This is a genomic window from Streptomyces sp. NBC_01707, from assembly GCF_041438805.1.
Classification (GTDB): Bacteria; Actinomycetota; Actinomycetes; order Streptomycetales; family Streptomycetaceae; genus Streptomyces.
On record NZ_CP109190.1, the window covers coordinates 5,909,376 to 5,933,580 of the forward strand.

The 24,205-nt window shown below is 68.7% G+C and carries 22 protein-coding genes and 1 pseudogene; 14 read left to right on the forward strand and 9 right to left on the reverse strand.

The genetic code is table 11. The features are described 5' to 3' along the window. Nucleotides 1-62: 62 nt before the first annotated feature. Nucleotides 63-635 carry a TetR/AcrR family transcriptional regulator gene (locus OG963_RS26655; protein ID WP_030926709.1) on the forward strand — a complete coding sequence of 191 codons (573 nt, stop codon included), beginning with the start codon at nucleotides 63-65 and terminating at the stop codon, nucleotides 633-635. Nucleotides 636-751: 116 nt separating this feature from the next. Beyond that, on the forward strand, nucleotides 752-2,983 hold the full coding sequence (locus tag OG963_RS26660; RefSeq protein WP_093776438.1) for an MMPL family transporter: 2,232 nt from the start codon (nucleotides 752-754) through the stop codon (nucleotides 2,981-2,983). A 144-nt stretch (nucleotides 2,984-3,127) separates the two neighbouring features. Here OG963_RS26660 and OG963_RS26665 read toward each other — a convergent pair whose 3' ends face one another. Beyond that, nucleotides 3,128-3,493 (reverse strand): SsgA family sporulation/cell division regulator, encoded by a 366-nt coding sequence (locus OG963_RS26665; RefSeq protein ID WP_030926713.1) that lies wholly within the window; start codon nucleotides 3,491-3,493, stop codon nucleotides 3,128-3,130. Between the two features lie 191 nt (nucleotides 3,494-3,684). Here OG963_RS26665 and OG963_RS26670 point away from each other — a divergent pair, with 191 nt between their 5' ends. The 5 genes from OG963_RS26670 to OG963_RS26690 all read left to right on the forward strand — a co-directional run bounded on the left by OG963_RS26670 (nucleotide 3,685) and on the right by OG963_RS26690 (nucleotide 8,326). Further along, nucleotides 3,685-4,734 (forward strand): energy-coupling factor ABC transporter permease, encoded by a 1,050-nt coding sequence (locus OG963_RS26670; protein WP_093776440.1) that lies wholly within the window; start codon nucleotides 3,685-3,687, stop codon nucleotides 4,732-4,734. Further along, a complete protein-coding gene (gene cbiQ / locus OG963_RS26675; RefSeq protein WP_093930390.1) occupies nucleotides 4,734-5,495 on the forward strand; it encodes a cobalt ECF transporter T component CbiQ in 762 nt (253 codons plus the stop codon). Before OG963_RS26670 ends, cbiQ begins: the two co-directional genes overlap by 1 nt. Then, nucleotides 5,492-6,259 carry an energy-coupling factor ABC transporter ATP-binding protein gene (locus OG963_RS26680; protein ID WP_093776444.1) on the forward strand — a complete coding sequence of 256 codons (768 nt, stop codon included), beginning with the start codon at nucleotides 5,492-5,494 and terminating at the stop codon, nucleotides 6,257-6,259. Before cbiQ ends, OG963_RS26680 begins: the two co-directional genes overlap by 4 nt. Nucleotides 6,260-6,371: 112 nt before the next feature. After that, nucleotides 6,372-7,535: a serine hydrolase domain-containing protein gene (locus OG963_RS26685; protein WP_093776446.1), complete on the forward strand. Its 1,164-nt coding sequence runs from the start codon at nucleotides 6,372-6,374 to the stop codon at nucleotides 7,533-7,535. Next, the gene (locus tag OG963_RS26690) at nucleotides 7,532-8,326 is read left to right on the forward strand and encodes an SDR family NAD(P)-dependent oxidoreductase (RefSeq protein WP_093776448.1); all 795 of its coding nucleotides are present in this window, start codon (nucleotides 7,532-7,534) and stop codon (nucleotides 8,324-8,326) included. Before OG963_RS26685 ends, OG963_RS26690 begins: the two co-directional genes overlap by 4 nt. A 128-nt stretch (nucleotides 8,327-8,454) precedes the next feature. Here the strand turns inward: OG963_RS26690 and OG963_RS26695 are convergent, their stop codons facing one another. From OG963_RS26695 to OG963_RS26710, 4 genes are all read right to left on the reverse strand, one after another. Next, nucleotides 8,455-9,306 (reverse strand): EamA family transporter, encoded by an 852-nt coding sequence (locus OG963_RS26695; RefSeq protein WP_371799532.1) that lies wholly within the window; start codon nucleotides 9,304-9,306, stop codon nucleotides 8,455-8,457. Then, nucleotides 9,303-9,830 (reverse strand): YbaK/EbsC family protein, encoded by a 528-nt coding sequence (locus OG963_RS26700; protein ID WP_030926728.1) that lies wholly within the window; start codon nucleotides 9,828-9,830, stop codon nucleotides 9,303-9,305. The genes OG963_RS26695 and OG963_RS26700 overlap by 4 nt, the downstream gene beginning before the upstream one ends. Before the next feature lie 72 nt (nucleotides 9,831-9,902). After that, a complete protein-coding gene (locus tag OG963_RS26705; RefSeq protein WP_093776452.1) occupies nucleotides 9,903-11,537 on the reverse strand; it encodes a penicillin-binding transpeptidase domain-containing protein in 1,635 nt (544 codons plus the stop codon). A gap of 133 nt (nucleotides 11,538-11,670) precedes the next feature. Further along, nucleotides 11,671-12,132 carry a hypothetical protein gene (locus tag OG963_RS26710; RefSeq protein ID WP_177309273.1) on the reverse strand — a complete coding sequence of 154 codons (462 nt, stop codon included), beginning with the start codon at nucleotides 12,130-12,132 and terminating at the stop codon, nucleotides 11,671-11,673. Here OG963_RS26710 and OG963_RS26715 point away from each other — a divergent pair. Next, entirely contained in the window at nucleotides 12,058-13,911 is a 1,854-nt protein-coding gene (locus tag OG963_RS26715) for a multicopper oxidase domain-containing protein (protein WP_107490413.1), read from the forward strand. The two genes, OG963_RS26710 and OG963_RS26715, sit on opposite strands and share 75 nt — an antisense overlap. Nucleotides 13,912-14,658: 747 nt before the next feature. Here OG963_RS26715 and OG963_RS26720 read toward each other — a convergent pair. Beyond that, complete coding sequence (locus tag OG963_RS26720) at nucleotides 14,659-15,030, reverse strand: hypothetical protein (RefSeq protein ID WP_319739053.1); 372 nt, start codon at nucleotides 15,028-15,030, stop codon at nucleotides 14,659-14,661. A 142-nt stretch (nucleotides 15,031-15,172) separates the two neighbouring features. Here OG963_RS26720 and OG963_RS26725 point away from each other — a divergent pair, with 142 nt between their 5' ends. The 3 genes and pseudogenes from OG963_RS26725 to OG963_RS26735 form a co-directional block, all read left to right on the forward strand. Then, the gene (locus tag OG963_RS26725) at nucleotides 15,173-15,472 is read left to right on the forward strand and encodes a hypothetical protein (RefSeq protein WP_319739055.1); all 300 of its coding nucleotides are present in this window, start codon (nucleotides 15,173-15,175) and stop codon (nucleotides 15,470-15,472) included. Nucleotides 15,473-15,584: 112 nt separating this feature from the next. Beyond that, nucleotides 15,585-16,169, forward strand: a complete 585-nt coding sequence (locus tag OG963_RS26730) for a S1 RNA-binding domain-containing protein (protein WP_319739056.1) — start codon at nucleotides 15,585-15,587, stop codon at nucleotides 16,167-16,169. A 58-nt stretch (nucleotides 16,170-16,227) separates the two neighbouring features. Continuing rightward, nucleotides 16,228-16,532, forward strand: a pseudogene (locus OG963_RS26735) (transposase); the annotation flags it as partial. Nucleotides 16,533-16,535: 3 nt separating this feature from the next. Here the strand turns inward: OG963_RS26735 and OG963_RS26740 are convergent. The 3 genes from OG963_RS26740 to OG963_RS26750 all read right to left on the reverse strand — a co-directional run bounded on the left by OG963_RS26740 (nucleotide 16,536) and on the right by OG963_RS26750 (nucleotide 21,792). Further along, complete coding sequence (locus OG963_RS26740) at nucleotides 16,536-17,108, reverse strand: hypothetical protein (protein WP_319739057.1); 573 nt, start codon at nucleotides 17,106-17,108, stop codon at nucleotides 16,536-16,538. A gap of 1,676 nt (nucleotides 17,109-18,784) precedes the next feature. Further along, entirely contained in the window at nucleotides 18,785-19,501 is a 717-nt protein-coding gene (locus OG963_RS26745) for a hypothetical protein (protein ID WP_371799533.1), read from the reverse strand. Between the two features lie 512 nt (nucleotides 19,502-20,013). After that, nucleotides 20,014-21,792: a dolichyl-phosphate-mannose--protein mannosyltransferase gene (locus OG963_RS26750; RefSeq protein ID WP_093776454.1), complete on the reverse strand. Its 1,779-nt coding sequence runs from the start codon at nucleotides 21,790-21,792 to the stop codon at nucleotides 20,014-20,016. 53 nt (nucleotides 21,793-21,845) lie between these two features. Between OG963_RS26750 and rsmI the strand changes: the two genes are divergently transcribed. The 3 genes from rsmI to OG963_RS26765 all read left to right on the forward strand — a co-directional run bounded on the left by rsmI (nucleotide 21,846) and on the right by OG963_RS26765 (nucleotide 24,192). Beyond that, nucleotides 21,846-22,739: a 16S rRNA (cytidine(1402)-2'-O)-methyltransferase gene (gene rsmI, locus OG963_RS26755; protein ID WP_093776456.1), complete on the forward strand. Its 894-nt coding sequence runs from the start codon at nucleotides 21,846-21,848 to the stop codon at nucleotides 22,737-22,739. Nucleotides 22,740-22,900: 161 nt separating this feature from the next. Then, nucleotides 22,901-23,293, forward strand: a complete 393-nt coding sequence (locus OG963_RS26760; RefSeq protein ID WP_093776458.1) for a hypothetical protein — start codon at nucleotides 22,901-22,903, stop codon at nucleotides 23,291-23,293. Nucleotides 23,294-23,325: 32 nt separating this feature from the next. Continuing rightward, nucleotides 23,326-24,192 (forward strand): TatD family hydrolase, encoded by an 867-nt coding sequence (locus OG963_RS26765; protein ID WP_093776460.1) that lies wholly within the window; start codon nucleotides 23,326-23,328, stop codon nucleotides 24,190-24,192. Nucleotides 24,193-24,205: the final 13 nt, after the last annotated feature.

The following is a 24,205-nucleotide window of genomic DNA, read 5'->3' on the forward strand; positions in this document are numbered from 1 at the left end:
TTTCGTTCGATCGATGACGTACGAGCGAATGACGTACGACCGGGAGAACAGGAGGTCGCACCATGGCACGCACCAGGCTCACGCCTGAGCGCGAGAGCGAGATGTACGCCGCGGTGCTCGACCTGTTGCGCGAGGTCGGCTACGACGCCCTGACCATGGATGCCGTCGCCGCCCGTACCCGTTCCAGCAAGGCCACCCTCTACCGCCAGTGGGGGAGCAAGGCGGAGCTGGCCGTCAAGGCACTGCGGCACAACAAGCCGGGCGGCCTTGCCGAGATCGACACCGGCTCGCTGCGCGGCGACTTCCACGCCGCTCTCGGCCGTGCCGACGACTGCCAGATGGAGAAGGACTCCGCGCTGATGCGGGGCCTGATGCATGCCGTCCACGAGAACCCCGATCTTCACCAGGCCCTGCGCGAGCTGCTCATCGAGCCGGAGATGACCGGCCTCGACACGCTGCTCCGCCGAGCGGTGGACCGGGGTGAGCTGCGTCCGGACAACCCGGCGCTGAAATATGTACCGCACATGCTGATCGGTGCTTTCGCCGCTCGGCAGCTGGTCGAGGACCGCGCCGTCGACCGGGCGTTTCTCATCGACTATGTCGACTCCGTGATCCTCCCCGCTCTCGGCGTCTGACCGCGTCCCCTCCGTACGGCCCTCTCCCCAAGCCCCACCTGACACGCCGCTCTCGTCGTCGGGCTGGTTCCTCACGCCCTTTTCCACTCACACGACCTGACCGGGAGTACGCCTCCGTGGCCACATTCCTCTACAAACTCGGACGGTTCGCCTTCCGGCGCCGCCGCTATGTCGCCCTCGTCTGGGTGGCGCTGCTGGCGCTCGCCGGATTCGGCGCGGCCTCCGCGTCCACTGCCACCTCCAGCTCCTTCTCCATTCCGGGTACGGAGGCACAGAAGGCCTTCGACCTGCTGGAACAGCGCTTCCCCGCCGCCAGCGCCGACGGTGCGACCGCACGGGTCGTCTTCAAGGCTCCCGACGGCGAGAAGATGACGGACCCGGCCAACAAGGCCGAGGTGCGCAAGGTCGCGGACGAGCTGAAGTCCGGTTCGGACCAGATCGCCTCGGTGACCGACCCGTACACGGGCAAGGCCGTCAGCAAGGACGGTTCCACCGCGTACGTCTCCGTCTCCTACAAGGTCAGCTCGATGGAGCTGACCGACGCGACACGGGACGACCTCAAGGACGCGGGCACGGCGGCGCAGCAGAGCGGGCTCACCGTGGAGATCGGCGGTGACGCGCTCCAGGTGATGCCGGAGACCGGTGCCACCGAGATCATCGGTGTGGCGATCGCGGCGGTCGTGCTGGTCATCACCTTCGGTTCGCTGATCGCGGCCGGGCTGCCGCTGCTGACCGCGCTCATCGGCGTCGGCATCGGTGTCTCGACGATCACGGCGCTGGCGAACGTGCTCGACCTGGGCTCCACCACCTCCACCCTCGCGATGATGATCGGCCTCGCGGTCGGCATCGACTACGCGCTCTTCATCGTCTCCCGCTACCGCGCCGAGCTGGCCGAGGGCCGCGAGCGCGAGGATGCGGCGGGGAGGGCGGTCGGCACGGCCGGCTCCGCGGTCGTCTTCGCCGGTCTCACCGTGGTCATCGCCCTGGTCGGCCTGGCTGTCGTCAACATCCCGATGCTGTCGAAGATGGGCTTCGCCGCGGCCGGTACGGTCGCCATCGCCGTCCTCATCGCACTGACCCTGGTCCCGGCGATGATGGGCTTCGCGGGCAAGCGGGTGATGGGGCGCAAGGCGCGCAAGGCCGCCGAGGCGGAGATCAGGTCGGAGCCGAGGCCGAACATGGGCACCCGGTGGGCGCGGTTCGTGCTGCGCAAGCCGGTGTGGGTGCTGCTGGTCGGAGTCATCGGTCTCGGGACCATCGCCGTGCCGGCCGCCTCCCTGGAGATGGGCCTGCCCGACGACGGCTCCCAGCCCACCAGCACCACTCAGCGCCGCGCCTACGACCTGCTCTCCGACGGCTTCGGCCCCGGCTTCAACGGTCCGCTCATGGTCGTCGTGGACACGGCGAACAGCTCGGACGGCAGGACCGCGGTCAAGCGGGTCACCGACGACATCTCCGGTATCCCGCACGTCGTCGCCGTCTCCCCGGCCACCTTCAACAAGGCCGGCGACACCGCGATGATCACTGTCGTCCCCCAGGACCGGCCGAGCTCCGCCGAAACGGAGAACGTGGTCCACGCGATCCGTGAGGCGGGCACGGACATCAAGTCCGACACCGGCGCCGAGGTCCTGGTCACCGGCTCCACGGCGATGAACATCGACTTCTCGCAGAAGATGAACGACGCGCTGCTGCCGTACCTGGCGCTCGTCGTCGGCCTGGCGTTCCTGCTCCTGATGCTGGTCTTCCGGTCGGTGCTGGTACCGCTGAAGGCGGCCCTCGGCTTCCTGCTCTCGGTCGTCGCGGCCCTGGGCGCGGTCGTCGCGGTCTTCCAGTGGGGCTGGCTCGGCTCGCTCTTCGGTGTCGAACAGACCGGCCCGATCATGTCCATGATGCCGATCTTCATGGTGGGTGTGGTCTTCGGCCTCGCCATGGACTACGAGGTCTTCCTCGTCACCCGGATGCGCGAGGCGTACGTCCATGGGGAGAAGCCCCCGCAGGCGATCGTCACCGGCTTCCGGCACGGTGCCCGCGTCGTCACCGCCGCGGCCGTGATCATGATGGCGGTCTTCGCCGGGTTCATCGGCTCCAGCGAGTCGATGATCAAGATGATCGGCTTCTCGCTCGCCATCGCGGTCTTCTTCGACGCGTTCGTCGTCCGGATGGCGATCGTGCCCGCGGTCCTCGCCCTGCTCGGCAAGCGCGCCTGGTGGCTGCCGCGCTGGCTGGACCGGCTGCTGCCCAACGTCGACGTGGAGGGCGAGAAGCTGCGCAAGCAGCTCGGCGGGACTCCGTCCGACGGCGAGGGGCACGGTGACGCCCAGGGTGAGCGCGAGCTGACCCGGGTCTGATGTGCCGGGGGGCAACCCCCTGAGAGCTCCGGGGTCCGCGTCTGAGCGGAGCGCGGCCCCGGACTGCGCCGGTTACCTGTGGGGACGGGGGACCGGGGCGACGATGAGCCCCCGTGCGAACGGCACGGGGGCTCATCCATGTCGTCACGCCCGGGCCGTCACCGCCTGCGCGGCCTCGGGACTGGTCTCGTCGTGGATGCGGTGCAGGAAGCGGATCATCGACGCGTTGTCGAACTGGACCACCTCGACGCCGTCCGCGGAGTGCTTCTCCACGACCAGCTGCGCCCGGCCCAGCGGCCAGATCCGGATGGCGCCGCTCCTGGCCGGGGAGCGCATCCCGCCCTCCAGCAGATCGCGGCCGAAGGCCCAGTCGGTGCCGCCGGGGAAGGCGACATGGACGGTTCGCGGGTCGCGGCCGGCGTCGTACCGCAGGTCGACGGGGACCGTGAAGGTGTCGGTGGCCTCGGTGATGAGCCGGGCTTCGGTGTGCTCTTCGATCACGGGGGACATGGCCGACTCCTCCTATTCGTTAACTTCTGCCCTCTAATGTCCCATATTTTGGCCGGTTGGCGCGGCGAGGGCGTCGGGCGGTTGGGGCGCACAACTGTGAGGTATGCGCTCTTGCGAATGGTTCGCAACAAGGCCCTATCATTGAGAGGTTCTTGACCCCGCGCAGCAACGCAGGAAGCGGAGCCTCCTCTATGCATGTACCCGACGGATTCATCAACGCACCTGTCTCCGCCGCCGCCGGTGTCGTTGCCGCGGGTGCCGTTGCGGTCAGTCTGCGGGGTGCCCGCCGCGAGCTCGATGAGCGCACCGCGCCGCTCGCGGGTCTTGTCGCCGCCTTCATCTTTGCCGTACAGATGCTGAACTTCCCGGTGGCCGCGGGTACCAGCGGCCATCTCCTGGGCGGGGCCCTGGCCGCGATCCTGGTCGGTCCCTATACCGGGGTGCTCTGCATATCCGTCGTCCTGCTCATGCAGGGCATTCTCTTCGCGGACGGCGGGCTCACCGCGCTGGGCGTCAACGTCCTCGACATGGGCATCACGACCACCGTCGTCGCGTACGCCCTCTTCCGCGGCCTGGTCGGTGTGCTGCCTCGGACCCGTCGCTCCATGACCGTCGCGTCGTTCGTCGCCGCGCTGGTGTCCGTACCGGCCGCGGCGGTCGTCTTCACGCTGATCTACTGGATCGGCGGTACCACCGACATCGCGATCGGCAAGGTCTTCACCGCCATGGTCGGTGTTCACCTCCTGATCGGGATCGGTGAGGCCCTGATCACGGCGCTGACCGTCGGCGCCGTCATCGCCGTCCGCCCCGACCTCGTGCACGGCGCCCGGGGGCTGACCGCACCGCTCAAGCTCCGGGTCGGCGGCGAACTCGTCGATGCGCCGGCACGCGAGACCGCCCCCGTCGCCGCCCGGTCGACGCGCAAGGTCTGGGCCACCGGCCTGGTCACCGCCCTCGTCCTCGCGGGCTTCGTCTCGTTCTACGCCTCGGCCAGCCCGGACGGCCTGGAGAAGGTCGCGGCCGACCAGGGCATCGACGAGAAGACCGAGCCGCATGCGTCCAAGGATTCCCCGCTCGCCGACTACGGCGTCCGGGACGTCTCCGACGCGCGGATCTCCGGCGGCCTCGCCGGAGTGATCGGGGTCGGCGCCACGGTGGTGGTCGGCAGCGGGGTCTTCTGGGCCGTGCGCCGCCGCCGTACGCCGAGCGCACTCGACGCGCGCACCGAGGAAACCGTCTGATGGCCGCGGGGCACGCCCACAAGCTCTACCGGCACGGGCACTCGCCGGTCCATGATCTGCCGCCGCACTGCAAGCTGGCCGCCGTCTTCTGCTTCGTGGTGGTCGTCGTCTCGACACCGCGTGAGGCGGTCTGGGCGTTCGCGCTGTACGCGGCGCTGCTCGCCGCGGTCGCCGTGCTCGCCCGGATCCCGGCCGGATTCCTGCTCAAGCGACTGCTCATCGAGGTGCCGTTCGTCGCGTTCGCGCTGCTGATGCCGTTCGTGGTGCCGGGCGAGCAGACCGAACTCCTCGGTGTTCCGGTCAGCGTCCCCGGCCTCTGGGGTGCCTGGAACGTGCTGGCCAAGGGCACCCTGGGCGTCGCCGCTTCGGTGCTGCTGGCCTCCACCACCGAGCTGCGCTCCCTGCTGCTCGGCCTCCAGCGGCTCAAGCTGCCGCCGCTGCTCGTGCAGATCGCCTCGTTCATGATCCGGTACGGGGACGTGGTCACCGACGAGATGCGGCGCATGTCGATCGCCCGCCGCTCCCGGGGCTTCGAGGCCCGCGGTGTGCGGCAGTGGGGAGTTCTCGCCGCATCGGCGGGCGCCCTCTTCATCCGCTCCTACGAACGCGGCGAACGGGTCCATCTCGCCATGGTCAGTCGCGGTTACACCGGCTCGATGCCGGTCATCGACGAAGTGACGGCGTCCCGTGCCCAGTGGGCGTACGCCTCGGCACTCCCCGTCCTCGCCCTCGTCGTCTGTCTGCTGGGATGGAGCCTATGAGCATGCCACCGACGCCCCCCGCCTCCCTCGAGGTCAGCGGCCTCGCCTACGCCTACCCCGACGGTCACCAGGCGCTCTTCGGCGTAGATCTGACCGTCGCCCGCGGCGAGCGCGTCGCCCTGCTCGGCCCGAACGGCGCCGGCAAGACCACCCTCGTCCTCCACCTCAACGGCATCCTCGACGCGGGTGCGGGCACTGTCCGGGTCGCCGGTCTCCCGGTCGAGAAGCGCCACCTCGCCGAGATCCGCCGCCGCGTCGGCATCGTCTTCCAGGACCCCGACGACCAGCTCTTCATGCCGACGGTCCGGGAGGACGTCGCCTTCGGACCCGCCGCCTCCGGGCTGCGCGGCGCCGAGCTGGAGGAGCGCGTCGTCGAGGCTCTGAAGCAGGTCGGCATGGAGGGGTACGCGGACCGGCCCCCGCATCACCTCTCGTTCGGCCAGCGCCGCCGCGTCGCCGTCGCCACCGTGCTCGCGATGCGGCCGGAGATCCTCGTGCTGGACGAGCCGTCGTCCAACCTGGACCCCGCGTCGAGGCGTGAACTCGCCGACATCCTGCGGTCGCTGGACGTCACCGTGCTGATGGTCACGCACGACCTGCCCTACGCTCTGGAGCTCTGCCCGCGCGCCGTCATCCTCAGCGACGGTGTCATCGCCGCCGACGACCGTACGCACGACCTGCTGTGCGACGAGGAGCTGATGCGCGCCCACCGCCTGGAGCTTCCGTTCGGTTTCGACCCGCGCTCCGTGACCATGGGCGCGTGACCGGCGGGGATGCGCGTCCGCCCCGGTCGTGCCGGGACGAAGGTCACCCGCGGTACAGCTCACCTGCGGGGCCGTGCACCATGGGGGGATGAGCGGGAGTGCAGGAGCAGGCGTGGACGTACGGGGCACGGTGGCGGCCGGATTCGAACCGGTCAGGGACGCCTTCATCCGTAACTTCGAGCACCGAGGCGAGCGGGGGGCCGCGGTCGCCGTCTACCGGGACGGGCACAAGGTCGTCGATCTCTGGGCCGGTACGAGGGACGTGGACGGCGCGGAGCCGTGGGCCGTCGACACCGTGCAGATCGTCCGCTCGGCGGGCAAGGGCATCGCCGCCGCCGTACCGCTGCTGCTGCACCAGCGCGGCCAGGTGGACCTGGACGCACCCGTCGGCACGTACTGGCCCGAGTTCAAGACCGCCGGCAAGGAACGCGTCCTCGTCCGCCACCTCCTCTCCCACCGGGCCGGGGTCCCCGCCCTCGACCGGCCGTTGACGCCGCAGGAGGCCGCCGACGGGATATCCGGGCCGCGGGCCGTCGCCGCGCAGCGCCCGCAGTGGGAGCCGGGCACCGCGCACGGCTACCACGCGCAGACGTACAGCTGGCTCGTCGGCGAACTGGTGCGCAGGGTCACCGGGCGCACCGTGGGCCGCTGGGTCGCCGAGGAGATCGCCCGCCCGCTCGGCCTGGACTTCTGGTTCGGGCTGCCGGCGGAAGAGGCGCACCGGGTGGGCCGGATCGGACCGGTCGAGCCGCCCGCCCTCCAGGACAACGGCGGCGCACTGCGGCTGCGCCCCAAGCGGTCGGTCACGGAGGCCTACCGTGACCCGGAGTCGCTGACCCGCCGCGCGTTCGGCGCGATAGACCCGCTGCCCGACGAGAACGACCCCGCCTACCGGGTGGCCGAACTCCCCGCCTCCAACGGCATCGCGACCGCCCGCGCCCTGGCCCGGTGCTACGCGGCGATGATCGGCCCGGTCGACGGCCACCGGCTGTTCGCCCCGGCCACGCTCACCCTGGCCCGCACCGAGGAGTCCGCGGGCCCGGACCGGGTGCTCGTCGTCAACACCCGCTTCGGCCTCGGCTACATGCTGCACGGACCGGCCGCCCCGCTCCTCGCCCCTGGCTCCTTCGGCCACCCGGGCCGCGGCGGCTCGCTCGGTTTCGCCGACCCCGAATCGGGCATCGCGCTCGGCTATGTGACGAACGGTCTGCAGAAGGGAGTCACCGCCGATCCCCGTGCCCAGGCCCTGGTCAGAGCAGTACGGTCGGCGCTATGACTCCTACCGGTGATTCCAGGTTCGACGGATACGGCGTACTCATCACGGGCGCGGGACAGGGCATCGGCGCGGCCACGGCCCGCCGGCTGGCCGGCGAGGGCGCGCGCGTCCTGGTGACCGATCTGGACGGTGACCGCGCCGAGCTCACGGCGGCGGCGATACGGAAGACGGGTGCCACCGCCGAGGCGCTGCCCTGCGACGTGGGCGACCGGGCGGCGGTCGAGGCTGCGGTGGCCCGTGCGGTCGAGGTGTTCGGCACGCTCGACGTGCTGGTCAACAACGCGTACCGCTGCACCCCCGACACTCCGCTCTTCGAGGACGAGCCCGACGACGTCTGGCAGGGCGACCTGGACGCCACGCTCACCGGCCCGTACCGCTGCTCGCGCGCCGCTCTGCCGCATCTGGTGGCGTCGGGGAGGGGCGCGATCGTCAACATCGGCTCGGTCAACGGCGAGCAGGACTTCGGCAACCATGCCTACAGCGCGGCCAAGGCCGGACTGGGCAGTCTGACCCGTACGCTCGCCGGCCATGCCGGTCCACGCGGGGTCCGGGTCAACCTGGTGGCGCCCGGCACGATCCGCACGGACGCCTGGGCGGGACGTGACCTCGAGCTGGACCGGGTGAGCGCGGTCTACCCGCTGGGCCGGGTCGGCGAGCCGGACGACATCGCGGCCGCGGTCGCCTTCCTCGCCTCCCGCGACGCGGCCTGGATCACGGGGACGACGCTGCGGGTGGACGGCGGCCTGCTCGCTGTGAACACAGGCTTCCGGAGGGCGGTCGCGGAGGACTGAGGCGGGGGACCGCCCGGCGGGCGGCACGCCTCTGGAACGGACGTGACAGGTGATCCTCGGGTGTCACGTCCGTACGCGGCACGTCCGCTGCCGCCGGGGACCGTCGCCGCGTGCCCGGGCCGGCGGGCTCAACTCGTGTGCAGCATCAGCCCGATCCCGATGACCATCAGCCCGGCCGCCGCGATGCGCGGCGCGCCGAACCGCTCCTTGAAGAACACCGACCCTATTGCCGCGCCCACGATGATCGACGACTCGCGCAGGGCGGCGATCGGGGCCAGCGGGGCCTTCGTCTGCGCCCACAGGACCAGCCCGTACGCGGCCACCGACAAGGCCGCGCCCAGCAGCCCCCGTGCCGCGAACGGCTTGAGCTGGGCGGCCAGTTGCCCGCGGCGGCAGCTGAGCGTGTACGCCGGTACGGCGAGCCCCTCCAGGATCATCAGCCAGGCGATGTAGCCGAGCGAGGTGCCGGAGGCCCGGACCCCCACCCCGTCGACGGTCGTGTAGCCGGCGATCGCCAGACCCGTCGCCAGCGCCGCGGTGATCGCCGGCCAGTGCGGGCGGGCCTGCGAGCCCCGGATGCCCCAGAGCGCGACACCGACGAGCCCGGCGCAGGCGACCGCCACCCCCGCCGTCGCCCAGCCGTCCGGCCGCTCGCCGACGAAGACCGCCGCGAGCACCGTCACGACCAGAGGCGCCGTGCCGCGTGCGATCGGGTACATCTGGCCGAAGTCGCCGAGCGTGAACGACCGCATCAGCAGCGCCATGTAGGCGACGTGCAGGACCGCCGATACGACCAGATACGGCCACGCCTCAGTGGCCGGCAGGGGTACGAAGCAGGCGATGACCGCGCCCAGCAGCGCCCCGCCGCCGGAGATCAGGGTGAAGGAGAGCAGTTGGTCCTTGATGGCGTGCGCGATGGCGTTCCAGCTGGCGTGCGTGACTGCCGCGGCCAGGACCGCGATCGCGACCAGCGGCGTCACTTCGTCTGCTCGCGCACGTCCACCACGGTGCCACCGGCGTGCCCGATGACCGTCTTGGGGTCGAGCGGGAAGACGGTGTGCGGGGTGCCCGCCGCGGCCCAGACCACGTCGTGGTCGAGCAGCCCGCGGTCGGCCAGCACCCGTGTCTTCGTACGGTGGCCGAAGGGCGGCACCCCGCCGATCGCGTATCCCGTGGTCTCCCGGACCAGGTCGGCCCCGGCCCGCTTGACCTTCCCGGCGCCCAGTTCCCGCCGTACGAGCTCCACGTCGACCCGTGAGGAGCCGTCCATCAGGACCAGCACGGGCGCCCCGTCGGCCTCGAAGATCAGCGACTTGACGATGGCGCTGAGGTCGCAGCCGATCGCGGCGGCGGCCTCGGCCGCCGTACGGGTCGCCTCCGGGAAACGGCGGATCTCGACGTCGAGGCCCAGCTCGCGCAGGGCCTCGGCGAATCGGGGGTGGGCTTCGGCAGCTGCGGCCTCAGGAGCTGGGGTGACGGGAGCCGTGGCGTCGGGAGTACTCATGCCCCGCACGCTAGCGGCCGTCCAGCGGGGCACGCGATTCTGTTTCGGCCACCGGACCCCGGTCGGAGCAGGTCACGGCCCCGCGCGCAGCACCTGGGCGACCACCGGGCCTGCGGCGTCGCCGCCGTGGCCGCCGGACTGGACGACCGCCGCGGCTGCGAGGTCGTTGCTGAAGCCGGTGAACCAGCTGTTGGACGTGGCCTGTCCGTCGACCTCCGCCGAACCGGTCTTCGCGCCCTTGTCGCCGCCGACCGAGGCCATCGCCGCCTTGCCGGTGCCCCAGCTCGCGGTCTGCCGCATCATGTTCGTCACCTGCTGGGAGACGGACGCGGGCAGCGAACGGGACGCGGTGGCCAGCTGACGGCCGTCCAGCTCCTGCGGCACGAGGACCGGCTGCCGGAAGGTGCCGTTGCGTGCGGTGGCGGTGATGGACGCCATGTTGAGTGCGTTCATCTGGATGGTGCCCTGGCCGATGTACTGCGCGGCGGCCTCTCCGCCGGTGGCCTCGGGCACGCTGCCGTCGAAGGACGCGGAGCCGGTCTTCCAGTCGAGGCCGATCCCGAAGACGTCCCGGGCCTCCTTGGCGAGTGCGGCGTCGTCCTTGGTGTCGTCGATCAGCTTGATGAAGGCGGTGTTGCACGACCGGGCGAAGCTGGTGGTGAGGGTGCCGTCCGGGATGGAGAACCCGGCCAGGTTCTGGAACGTACGACCCTGGTAGAGCACGGTCTTCGGGCACTCGACCTTCTGGTTCGCGCCTGTGAGCCCCTTCTCGATCAGCATCGACGCGGTGACGATCTTCATCGTCGAACCGGGTGCCTGCTTGCCGAGCATGGCCGCGTTGAAGCCGGTCGCAGGGTTGTTGGCGACCGCGCGGATCGAACCGGTGGACGGCCGGACCGCGACCACCGAGGCCTGGCTGTACTGCTTGACCGCCTTCTCGGCCGCCGCCTGGACGTTGGCGTCCAGCGTCGTCTGCAGCTTGCCGGGCTTCCCCTTGGACAGTGTCAGCAGCGTCTGGTCCGGGGTGTCCTCGCCCGTGGACTCGATCCAGGTCTCTATGCCTGCGGTCCCGCCGACCTTCTCGCCGTACTTCTCGCGCAGCGCGTCCAGGATCGGCCCCAGCGACGGGTACTTCTCCTTCGTCAGCACCTTGCCGTTGTGGTCGAGCGCCTCGATCGACGGGGCGGAGGCCTCGCCGGTCCTCAGCGACTCGCCGTCCGCCAGATCCGGGTGGATCACCGAGGGCTTCCAGTCGACCAGCGCCCGGCCGGTGGTCAGACCGCGCACGACGGTCAGTTCGGAGGAGTACGACCAGGGCTTGGACTTCCCCTCGTAACTCACGGTCGCCTTCACGGTGAACGGCACTGTCGTGCCGGTCGCCGGGCCCGGAGTGATCACCGCCTTGGTGACGTGGGCCTGGGCGCTGTATCCGCTGAGGGCCGGTTTGGCCTCGGTCGCGTTGTTGGTGAGCTGGGAGGCGTCCGCCGCCTCGCCGGCCGCCCAGGCTTCGAGGAACTTCTTCGACGTCTCGCTGATCTCCGCTTTGCTCGGCGGCCCCGTCTTCACCACGGCGGAGGCGGGGCGGCCGTCCGATCCGTCGCCCCCGCCGCCGAGCCCGTCGAGCACGTTGTAGGCCCCGTACCCCACACCGCCGACCACCAGCACGAACACTCCGCCGATGACGGCGACCTTCGCTCCACTGCGCATCTGTGCAGTCCCCCTCCCCAGGAGGCTCTCTTGAACATGTTCAAGAGAGCGCTTGTGGGCACTTTACGGGACGGCAGTGACTCCAGGGGGAGTTGTTATCGGACCGCGACCGGCAGCGGTACGAAGAAGCCGGTCAAATCCAGGTATCCGGCCACATGCGGTTGCGCCAGGAATTCTCCGGAATGGACATGCCGGACGAGCCGCCCCACAGGACCGTGGCCGAACCGCCGTCGACATCGCCGCTGACGTCCTCCAGTGGCGTGCCCACGCCGGATGAGCCCCACATCGTCCACGACGGCGATCCCGAATTCCGTGCCGAACGCGTTGAAAGGAGCGGCGCGGATTCAGGACGGCGTCCGGCCCGAAACCGCGGCAGCAATTCAGAGGAAATTACCGCACCGTCGAGAACCGGGAACTCACGTCCGGGTGATTTCGGCCGACTCGATCGTTGCGCCACAGCCTGCTCCGAACCAGGCCTGTACTTCTTGAATCCCACCAAGGCTGTAGAAGGCGAGAGAAAATGGTCGGGCGTAGGCAATTCCTCAAGGCCGGTACCGTCGGTGGTGCGGCCATGTTGCTTCCACAAGGTCTTCACGGCGTACCGGCATTCGCGTCGCACGGTACCGGGTCAGGGCACCCGGACATCGAGGTGACGAAGACTCCCCCGCTGGAAAAGTACGTCGATCCGCTCCCCACGCTGATGACGGCCATCCCGGATCGGTCCCTCCATCGGGGCGCCGACTACTACGAGCTCACGATGTTGCAGCGTCCGTGGCAGTTCCACCGGGATCTCGGGACAGGAGCCGTGTGGGGTTACTGGGCCAAGAATCCATACGATCCCGACATGCCGATCGGCATGGGATATCTCGGTCCGACCGTCGTCGCGACCAAGGACCACCCGACGGTCGTCAAGTACCGCACCGAGCTGCCGACCACCCACCTGTTCCAGGCCAGGGTCGATCAATTGCACCACGACAGCCCTGACATGCTTCCGGAGCATCTCTCCGTATGGAACGTCGTGCATCATCACGGCGGCTTCACCCCGCCGCAGTCCGACGGTCTTCCACTGCAGTGGTTCACCTCGGAAGGCGTTCACGGCCCGGGCTACGCCACCCTGGATCCGCGCCGTGCCGCACCCAACGAAGCGATCTACGGCTACACCAACCACGAGCAGACGAGCTGCATGCTCTGGTACCACGATCACGCCATCGGGATCACCAGCCTCAACGTCTATGCGGGCCTGGCCGGCGCCTACCTCATCCATGATCCCGCCGACAGGCGGCTCGGCCTGCCGCAGGGCGAGTTCGAGGTTCCCCTCATCCTGGCCGACCGGACCTTCCACCTGGACGGCTCACTCGCCTACACCCTGGACAAGGAGTTCGGCGCGGACACACCCGTCGTCAACGGGAAGGCGTACCCGTTCCTGGACGTCCAGCCGCGGCGCTATCGGCTGCGTATTCTCAACGCATCGAATACGCGCACGTGGCGGCTGCGGTTCAACACCGACACGAAGACACTGCCGTTCTGGCTGATCGGGACCGACGACGGCTACCGTTCTCCGTTGCGATTGGAGAGCATTCTGCTCGGGTCGGCCGAGCGGATCGACCTGATCGTCGATTTCAGCCGGGTTCCCATGGGTACGAACGTCACGCTGGAGAACTTCGACGCCCCCGTCTACTTCCCCAACGGCAACGGCGCGGAGATCCCGGAAGTCATGCAGTTCCGGGTGACCGAAAGGCTGTCCGGCGCGGACCGGAGCACACCACCGAGGACACTCGCCCTGCCGCCGGTCATGCGGATCCGGCATACGTCGGAAACGCCCCGTCGGCAATTCGTCGTGTACCAGCGGACAGCCGACGATCCCCTTCAGTTCAACGCGCTGCCCTTCATGGCGCCGAGCGCGGACTTCATCGAGGTGGGGTCGACCGAGATCTGGGAGTACATCAACCCCCAGCCGGTCGCCCACCCGGTGCACGTCCATCTCGTCAACTTCCAGGTGCTGGAGAGGCAGCCGTTCGACGGGCCCGCCTTCCAGAAGGTCTACAAGCAGTGGGTCGACAACGGCAGCAACCCGGCGGACAAGCCGGAGGTGGCCGACTATTTCACCGGCCCACCGACTCCGCCGGACCCGGACGAGGAAATGGCCCGCAAGGACACGGTCAGGGCGTACCAGGGGATGGTGACCAGAATCATCCACCAATTCGACGTCCCGGGCACGATCGCATCGATCCCGCACAGCGGCACCGAGTTGCCGGCGACGTACATCCACCACTGCCACATCCTTGAGCATGAATGCGACGACTTGATGCGCCCGTGGACGATCGTCGGTCATGACGGCCACCACGGTCACGACAGCGGTGGCGGCAGCCACTGACGGGGATCGACCGACCCGTGTGTGCCGCAGCCAAGCAGGCAGGAGGAGCACACCCGCGTTGCTCCTCCTGCCTGTCGGCGGCATCGGCGAACACGAAGGGCGGGCGCGCACCGACCACGACCTCGTCGGGCGGCGGACGATGCCGACATCGCGATCGAACGCCTGGCGAGGCCGCAGACGCCCCTGGTGGCACCCGGCGCGACTCGCAGCAATGACCGGCAAGGACACCGGGAGGAGGCTGGAGGGCGCGGCCCGCCCCCCAAGGCCGAGACATTCCGGATCGCATCGCTCGAACCCCGGAGGAGACCATCGTGCTCGTGGTCGAGGCTTCCCGACGGCTGTGGTCCAGCAGTGGAAGGCCCCGCGGGTCTGCTTCTCGAATAGAGAAACGGACCACTGTCCGGACCGAAGCCCAACACCTCAAGCCTCGTTACGCACAGCACTCATGGAAACCCGCTAGATCCAGGTATCCAGCCACATGCGGTTGCGCCAGGAATTCTCCGGAATGGACATGCCTGTGTACATCGGCCAGAAATAGATGAAGTCTCGCTTGTCGCGGAGGCGGGGCCCCGACCAGCGAGTTTCTGACTGGACGGGGCCGTTCGGGGCCTGCTGGGCCGTCTCTGGGCCGTGATCATGGATCCTTGAGCCTTTTCCAACTTCAGGCTGAGGTCGCCAGGGGGTCGCCATGGCCTGCTCTCCGACGGCGCGGATCCTCGCACAGCTCGCCGGCCTCAGCATCTGAGTTCAGCCCACCGCATTCACAAGGCCCGTGAGCTCAGCCTCAGCGATCCCAGGCGGGAGATGAACATCGAAGGTGTAGCCCTCATCGCAGAAGACCAGGTCAAGGGTGTCCGGTGTCAGCCTGCGGAAGAGGACCGCCAACCAGATGGCGTCGTCTTCCCACACGTCCATGTATAGGCACGTGCCCTCCACGTGCAGATACGCCTCTCCGGGCCCGTTCGTCGTCTCGAACTCCCATATGTGACTGCGCACTTCGCTGGGATGCTCTGAACGAGTCGCGACATCAGTCCACCGATCGAGGATCGCCTCCGTCAGTGCATCCTCATCGACGCGCCATCCGCCCGCATCACCCTCTACCACCACCAGGAACGTCATAGCCACGGTCTATCAGCCGTGTGGAACGTCACGTAATTCCCCGTCAGCAGCGTCAGCGTCCCCACGCAAGCGTTCGATCCTGAGTCTCGCTCACACGAATAGTCGCAGGAGCGGCCCACAGCAACCTCCGTATCTTGGTGCCATGACGGACAAGGAAGAACCGAGGCTCTACGTGAACCGATGGGGCGACACATCAGATCCTGCCCCGGAGCGCCGGGGGCCCCGCCAGGACGCGTGCTCGTGCTTCGACGGGTCCAGGCCGCACCCGCGCGCCCGCGTCGGGTTCCACACCGAACGGCAGGACACCTCCGCCCCGGGCTGGCAGCACCTGTTGGAGCTGGTCGACGAGGCCGCCGCCGACGGGCGCGAAGAGTTCTACGACGGCGATCCCGAATCCGTACTGAAGGCGCTGGAAGGAGCGGCGCGGCTTCAGGACAGCTAGGACTTGTCCGGGCGATCAAGGGGCTGGCGGCTGAGGCATGGCGGGATTGCGGACGGTCGCTTCAGCTTGAGGACATGGCTGGCACACGACGTCGTGTGCCAGGGTTGCGGGTATGGATTGGCAGTCTGAGAGCCCGGAACTCTGGGCGTTCCTTGAGTCCCTGCACCGCGGCGACATCCTGTCCGGCACCGTCGCGGCGATCGAACGGTTCGGGGTCTTCGTGGCCCTGGACGACGGGCCTGGCCATCCCACCCTGCCCGGTGTCGGGTTCCTCGGTATCCCCGAACTGTCCTGGCGGCGCTTCGATGATCCCACCGATGTTGTTCAGGTAGGGCAGCGTGTCTCGTGCGAGTTCATTGGGTTGGACGCCTACAACGCTGAGGCCAGCCTGTCTTTGAAGGCACTGGAGCCCGACCCCCTTCAGGCTTTCGCCGACCGCACAGTGGTGGGCCAGGAATTCCGCGGGACGGTTGAGCAGGTGCTTCCCGTCGGCGTCCTCGTCGACCTCGGGGATGGGATCTTCGGGCTGGTCCCCTTCAGAGAGATCGACGGCCGCCCTGCGGCGAGTCCGGCAGAAGACTTCGAGGGCGGAGAGGAAATTGCCGTCGTCGTCGCGGAAATCGAGCTGCCACGCCGCCGAGTGTTCCTCTCCAGGCCAGAGAGCGGCCAGTACGCAGGAGTCGTGCTGCCCACGTGACGGCCGCCGTGCCCGAATCGTTGAGGTGAGCATGGGGCGGGCGATCTCACGGATGCCGAGTGTCGCCGACAAGGCGTACTCGTCACGGGCGATCCGCCGGACCCTGCGGCGCCGGGGCATCCGGGCGGTGATCCGGAGAGGGCCGACCAGAAGGCCAACCGCGTACGGCGCGGCCGGGCCGGCGGCAGACCGCCAGCCTTCGACCGCGAGCTCTACAAAGCCCGCAACGTAGTCGAACGCTGCTTCAGCCGCCTCAAGCAGTTCCGCGCCATCGCGACACGGTTCGACAAAATCGCCGCCCGCTACCGGGCCGGACTCCACCTCGCAGCGCTCGTCCTCTGGCTCCGCGAACCTGGCCGATGATCATTACCAGCGCACTGTACTCAGCCCGTTGCCGAGATCCGTCACCTCTGCTCCGGCAAGAACAGCCGGGACGGCGCTGAGCCGGTCCGTACGGAACTGCACTCGGTCCGGGCGCGGGCCCATCGGCAGTCGGCCAGACAGGACCAGCGCGTCATCGTCCTCGTCCGCTGTTTCGCCGCCCAGATCGACGAGTAGCGCGACAGTCCTGTGCAACTCCCTCTGAATCAGCCGCTGAATCGCATCGATGGCCTGCTCACGCTCGCTCTCTGTCAACCCGCCGAGCACGAAGGTGAGGACCTGGGTGTCCGGCGCCACGTACCTGACATCGCACACCACGTCCGTGTCAGCCGACAGCCAGAACTGCATGCAGAGCGGCCCGACCGACAGGCCGACAAGCTCCAGGATGCGCCCGACAGGCAGTTTCACCTGTTCCCCCACGACGTCCAACAGCATCCCGCAGCCCAGCATCGGGTGCTCGACGGTCAGCCCGGACTGGGCCAAGTGGTTCGTGACCGAGCGGAACTCGGACTCGTCCATCCGGCCCTCGCGGTACCAGGACAGGTAGGTCTCCAACACCGCTGACACTCCTCGTCGTCATGTCCCGCCACGGGGGGAGATGCGACACCCCATGACGGTGGCCACCCTCCGTCAATAAGCATCCGGCATTTTGAGCCCACGGGTGATCATTTATTCAGACAGGTCCTAGTGGCGGTGCTAGATCTAGCGGGGGTGGGTGCCAGGTCTAGCAGGGCAACCCGGGGCCATACTCGCTTGGAAGGGCGATATGCGGAGCAGCCAAGCCGCACATTCATTGGCAGCTCGCTGCGCGAGCGCGGGGCGATCGCCGCGCGTCCTGGCGTCCATGGCGCGGCGACGGGAGTTGCCACGGGAGACGCAGGATTGGGCCGCTAAGTGGAAGGCTTCGACCTGGCCCCCCGCCTCCCGTCGTCAGGGATTAGCGTCCGCACCCCCAATCCTTAAGGGCCGTCTTGACCTGCGGTGACGCTCTTAAGGCGGAGTGAGGGTTGCGGACGCTGGCGGACGCTGCACATTCTGTTTAGCGTCCGCAGCGCCCAAGCAGGTCAGAGCAGGTGCAGGTGAGAGTGCGGACGCTGCGGACGCTGTTTTCTCTCAACTCTCTAGTAAGAGGTGCAGGAGGCCTAAGCGGAATGACCGCCCCCTCCCCTGAAATGCCTCGGTAAGCCGCCAGGGAGGGGCGAGGTCGGATGACCTTAAGCACGATGCCCTCTGCTGCTCTGTCGTGGCTACGGACGGCATTTCAGAGGGGCGCCGGGCTCGCGGGGTAGGGAGCGGCCGGCCGCTCGCACAAGCAAGAGGAGCACCCTGGCGGAGCCGTGCCGTGCTCCTCTTGCTTGTGCGAGCGGGTGAGACCATGGCGTTGGTCGTAGTGGCTGTGGTCGACCGTGCTTGCTTCCAGTCCACGAAGAGCCCTCCAAGACGGTGGATGAGGGCCAGTTCGCCGTTGCGTGGCATCACCGACTCGTCCGTTTTGCGGTAGTTGGCGCTGTCGATTGCGTCAACAACGCCGGTTGAACCCCTGCAACCGCCTGTGATCTGCAGAGTTTCAGAGTTGCGCGGTTTCGTGGAGGGAGCCCCTACGTGCGCGTGCGCGTAGGGCGGCGGAAACTACCGTCACACAGCGTCTCGGTGGCACCGTGGGCAGCCGTCCACGGCGCGGGGGGTCTTTAAACCCCATGCGCGAGGGGGGTTGGACGCTCTACGGGCCGTCTACGGCTTCCGCCCGCTCCGGGGCCGGCGGAAGGGGAGACAACGTCCCTTGCGCCCCAGCCTCTTGGCGGTGGCCATACCGCCGAAGCCACCCACCGACTTCACGACGCTCACCATGCCTCTGGCCTTCGAGCAACGAGAGGTGGCCTCTTCGACCGCCGACCGAGGTCCGTCGTGCTGCGCGGATAGCTTCCGTGTTACTGCCTACTGCCTATTGCCTAGTGGCTAGTGGCTAACGCCCTGTTGAAACGGCCTGTGTGGGCGGTAGCGGCCCGTTCTACTGGCTAGTGGCAAGTTGGCAGTAGGCAGTAGGCAGTAGCTGCGTGCGCTCAGGCGTTGCCGTGGGCGACTGCGCCTGATGCCTTCCAAGGCGAGCGAGGCAACTCCCGTTGGAAGGCCACTCGCCTCCAACACGTTCTGGAGTCGCTCACACACCTTTGGGAGCTCCCGGTGTGGGCGCCCGAAGGGCGGTCTATTCAGTAACTCACATATCCACTGAGGTGCTACGTTCCGCACGGAGTGGCGGACTTGCGCGGATCGTCTGCCAGGATGCGCGTCACGAACTGCCGAGCTTGGTCCTCGGCGGCCTCGTCCCCGGTGACGGCGAATCCCAGACTGTAGTAGGTGCATCGGGAATCGATGGGGCTGAAGAGCACGCTGACCGAGGGCGACTCCCTGTCTGCCGGGAACTTCGTGCGGTAGGGCCGAACCATCGCCAGCCGGTAGCCCCACCGCTCGAACCATTCACCGTCGCCCAGGGCCCGTGCCACCAGACGGGCAGCAGTGTGCACTGGGTCCTCCCAGCCGACGTCGTCCGCAGCGGCAGTCAGTGCGGCGTCGTACTGGGCAGCGTCGAAGCGGAGCTCGGGCGGGGACGGCACCCGGATGTCGTTGGTGTTCTTCCATCCTGTCCACAGCACGAAGGGCCCGTCACGCCGCACAGTGACGAAGACGCCACCGCAGCAACCCGTGTCACAGTCGTTGTTGGACAACTCGACCTGTCGTGCCTCCTTGGTCGCCGCGAGAGGACAGTCCTCCACTGCGCCGATCCAGCCGTCATAGGAACAGCTGGAGACCCCGTCGGGATGTATCGCCGCGAGCAGATCGCGGCCATCGATCACCGGGCGGATCTCCGCCCACTGCTCCAGTGCCAACGGCTCCGGCAGGACGTGCCGCAGGGAGAGTGTGCTGATGTGCGGCTTCGTGCGCTGGAGGGCCATGCTTCATGATTGCTTGCACTGCGCTCGCTCGGCGAACGAGTATTTGGTTGCTGCCCCCAACGGCTCGCTCTGCCCGCAGCTACGGGCCTGCCGAGCCACACCTTCCGGCGAAGACATAACAGACATCGGCTCGCGTATCGCTCTCAAGTACCCCGTCTTGTCGCTTGTCTTGTCGCTTGTCGCGGGTGACGCCGTTCGCGCTCTTCTGGGGATGGAGAGCGCGTCTGACCTGCGTGACGACAAGCGACAAGACAAGCGACAAGACAAGCGACAAGACAAGCGACAAGACAAGCGACAAGACAAGCGACAAGACAAGCGACAAGACGGGAGACGAGTTGCCCACCGCTATCCCGGGCCTCCGGCCGTGCCTGCCAACACGAGGCTGCCAGACAGTCGCCTGCCGGCGGGGCCGTCTGTGGGCCGTCTGAGGGTGGCCAGTGGCCACCGACGGCCACCAACAACAACCAAGAAAGCGCGGCCACCAGCCGCGCCCTCTTCGTGCTTCTGTCCAGCTAAATCCAGGTGTCGAGCCACATGCGGTTGCGCCAGGAGTTCTCCGGAATGGACATGCCTGTGTACAGCGGCCAGAAATAGATGAAATTCCAGATGATCAGCAGGACGAGTACGCCGACCGCGACCGCCCCCAATGTCCGCCGCCGTTCACCGGACGGATCGCCTGTCACCAGGCCCAGTTCCCGCCTGGCCCCGGTGCCCGCCGCGGGCCCGATCATCGCGCCGATCATCATCGCCACCGCGAGACAGAGGAACGGCACGAACACGACCGCGTAGAAGAAGAAGATCGTCCGTTCCTGGTAGAGGAACCACGGCACCCAGCCCGCCGCCACCCCGCAGGCGATCGCGCCCGCCCGCCAGTCGCGCCGGAAGAGCCACCGCCACAGGACGTACACCAGGGCGAAGCACGCGGCCCACCACAGCAGAGGTGTGCCGAGGGCCAGCACCTCACGGGCGCACTTGCCGGTCTCCGATGCCGTGCAGCCGTTCTGCTCCTCGTAGAAGTACGAGACGGGGCGGCCCAGGACGATCCAGCTCCAGGGGTTCGACTGGTACGTGTGCCCGGACGTCAGGTTCACGTGGAACTCGTAGACCTGGTACTCGTAGTGCCACAGGCTGCGCAGCCAGTCCGGCAGCCAGGTCCAGCCGCCGCCCCTGCCGTCGGTGGTGGCCCAGTCCCGGTAGTAGCCGTGGTGGTCGGGATCGTTCCTGATGATCCAGCCGGTCCACGAAGCGATGTACGTCAGGATCGCGACCGGCACGGTCGAGACGAACGCGGGCACCAGGTCCCGCCGGATCACCGCCCGGTACGGCTGGACCGCCCCCGCCGTCCGGCGCGCGCCGACGTCCCACACCACCGTCATCAGGCCGAACGCGACCAGGATGTACAGGCCGTTCCACTTCGTGCCGAACGCCAGCCCCAGCGAGAGCCCCGCCGCGATCCGCCACGGTCGCCACCCCAGCCGCAGCGTCTCGGCGATCCGCGCGTCCGGGCGCAGCACCCCCTCGCTGTCGACCGGAAGTGCCGCGGCGAGCCTGCGCCGTGCCCAGTCCCGGTCGATCAGCAGACAGCCGAACGCCGCCACCACGAAGAACATCAGCACCAGGTCGAGCAGCGCGGTGCGGCTCATCACGAAGTGCAGCCCGTCGACGGCGAGCAGTGCGCCCGCCAGACACCCCAGGAACGTCGAGCGGAACAGCCGCCGCCCGATCCGGCACAGCATCAGCACCGACAGCGTGCCGAGCACCGCCACCATGAACCGCCAGCCGAACGGCGTGAACCCGAAGAGCTGCTCGCCGAACCCGATGATCCATTTGCCGACCGGCGGATGCACCACATAGCCAGGTGCCGTCGGCACCGTCACCAGCGAAGGATCGGCCAGGATCGACTTGTCGACGTCCTTCGGCCAGGACCCTTCGTACCCCTGCTTGATCAGCGCCCAGGAGTCCTTGGCGTAATACGTCTCGTCGAATATCACCGCCTTCGGGCTGCCCAGATGCCAGAACCGCAGCACCCCCGCGACCAGCGTCACCAGCAGCGGACCGCCCCAGGCCGACCACCGCACCAGTCGCTCGGCGGTCGGCGGCGACACCCCCAGCACCGCCCACAACTGCGGTCCCGGCCGGTTGTACGGCGGGACCAGCCGTTCCCGCAGCCCGATATCGGGCCGCGGCGAATGGCCGAAGCGGCGCAGCCGCTGCTGCCAGGAAGGCGGCTTTTCGCCGTGCTGGTCCCCGGCGTCTTGACCCTGCTGGGCTTCGGGCGCAGTACTCGTCACCGCGCCATCGTAGGGAACGCATCTGTGCGACTGCTGTCGCCCGTGCTGGGAGGATGGCTGATGTGACTGGAACGACTGGAACGCTGGTACTCGCAGGGACCCCCATCGGCGATGTGGCGGACGCCCCGCCACGGCTCGCCGCAGAACTGGAGACGGCGGACGTCGTCGCCGCCGAGGACACCCGCCGGCTGCGCCGGCTGACGCAGGCGCTCGGCATCCACACCACGGGGCGGGTGGTCTCCTACTTCGAGGGCAACGAGTCGGCGCGTACGCCCGAACTCGTCGAGGCGCTGACCGGTGGTGCCCGGGTCCTGCTCGTCACGGACGCCGGGATGCCGTCCGTCTCCGACCCCGGCTACCGGCTCGTCGCCGCAGCCGTGGAGAAGGGCATCAAGGTCACCGCCGTCCCCGGCCCGTCCGCCGTGCTCACGGCGCTCGCCCTGTCCGGTCTGCCTGTCGACCGGTTCTGCTTCGAGGGTTTCCTGCCGCGCAAGGCGGGCGAACGGCTCGGGCGGCTCCGCGAGGTCGCCGACGAGCGCCGCACCATGGTCTTCTTCGAGGCCCCGCACCGGCTCGACGACACGCTCGCCGCGATGGCCGAGGTGTTCGGCGGTGACCGCAGGGCCGCCGTGTGCCGGGAGCTGACCAAGACCTACGAGGAAGTGAAGCGCGGCCCGCTGGCCGAACTGGCGGTCTGGGCGGCCGAAGGCGTACGCGGCGAGATCACCGTCGTCGTCGAGGGAGCGGCGGACGTGGCCGAGGAGCTGGACGCCGCCGAGCTGGTACGCAGGGTGCAGGTGCGCGAGGAGGCGGGGGAGCGGCGCAAGGAGGCGATCGCCGCTGTCGCCGCGGCGGCGGGGCTGCCCAAACGGGAGGTCTTCGATGCGGTCGTCGCCGCGAAGAACGCGTCGCGGACCGCCCCTGCGGACGGCAAAGGACTATCGTAAAAAGCAAAGGGCGAGCCGCCCATCCGGCCCCTTTTGCCACGAGAAGGCCAAGACCGCTCCAATACTCGACAGGGCATGGTGCGCTCCCGCCGGTAAAGGCGTCCACTGAATCAGGGACGCATTCTCCGGAGTGCTTGTCCGAGCGGACAAGAGGAGCAGGCATGAGTGAGACCGCAGTGACCACCGTGCACGAGGCGTATTCCTTCGCCTGCATGAGGTGCGGATACGGCTGGGAACAGGCTTACGAGATAGAGCACCACGTCGACGGTTCCAACAACGACTTCGTCATCTACAAGGCGAACGGGGAACGGGTCCCGTCACCTCTTTCCAAGCCCACCTGTACGAACTGCGACGGCCATCTGGTCCGGATCATGCGGTCCGGCCGTGTCTCGACCGTCCAGCAGCTGCTCCAGTCGCAGTACGAGACCGCCGGGCACGCCGAGGACGGCGAAGCCCGCGAACGCGAGGCGGTCGGCGCATCGGCAGCCGCTCCGGCGGCCGCGGAGCACCACTGGCACCTCTCCGACCTGCTGCACCCCTTCCACCGCAAGTGAGAGCGGTGCCACGGTCCTCGTACGATCGTGGCATGAGCCGTACGGAAGCCCCGCCACTGCCCGAACCCCTGCGGGTACCGGTCGCCGATTCGCACACCCATCTGGACATGCAGGACGCCACCGTCGAGGAGGGCCTGGCCAGGGCCGCCGCGGTCAACGTCACCACCGTGATCCAGGTGGGCTGCGACGTGCGGGGCTCGCGCTGGGCCGCCGAGACCGCGGCCGCGCATGCGAGTGTGTACGCGGCGGTGGCCCTGCACCCCAACGAGGCGCCGCGCATCGTCCACGGCGACCCGGACGGCTGGTCCCGCCAGGAGGCGCGGCAGCCGGGCGGGAAGGCCGCCCTCGACGAGGCGCTTGCCGAGATCGACGAGCTGGCCGCCCTCGACCGGGTGCGCGGCGTCGGCGAGACCGGCCTCGACCACTTCCGTACGGGCCCCGAGGGCATGGCCGCCCAGGAGGAGTCCTTCCGGGCCCACATCGAGATCGCCAAACGACACGGCAAGGCTCTCGTCATCCACGACCGCGAGGCGCACGCCGATGTGCTGCGGGTGCTCGCCGACGCGGGCGCCCCTGAACGGACCGTGTTCCACTGCTACTCCGGGGACGCCGAGATGGCCCGGATCTGCGCCGACGCCGGGTACTTCATGTCCTTCGCGGGCAACGTGACGTTCAAGAACGCCCAGCCGCTGCGGGACGCGCTGGCCGTCGCGCCGATCGAACTGGTCCTGGTCGAGACGGACGCGCCGTTCCTCACCCCCGCCCCGTACCGCGGCCGTCCCAACGCGCCGTATCTCATTCCCGTCACGCTCCGGGCCATGGCTGAGGTGAAGGGGGTCGACGAGGACACCCTGGCGTCGGCGATCAACGACAACACGGCTCGCGCGTTCGATTACTGACAGATCACGCTGT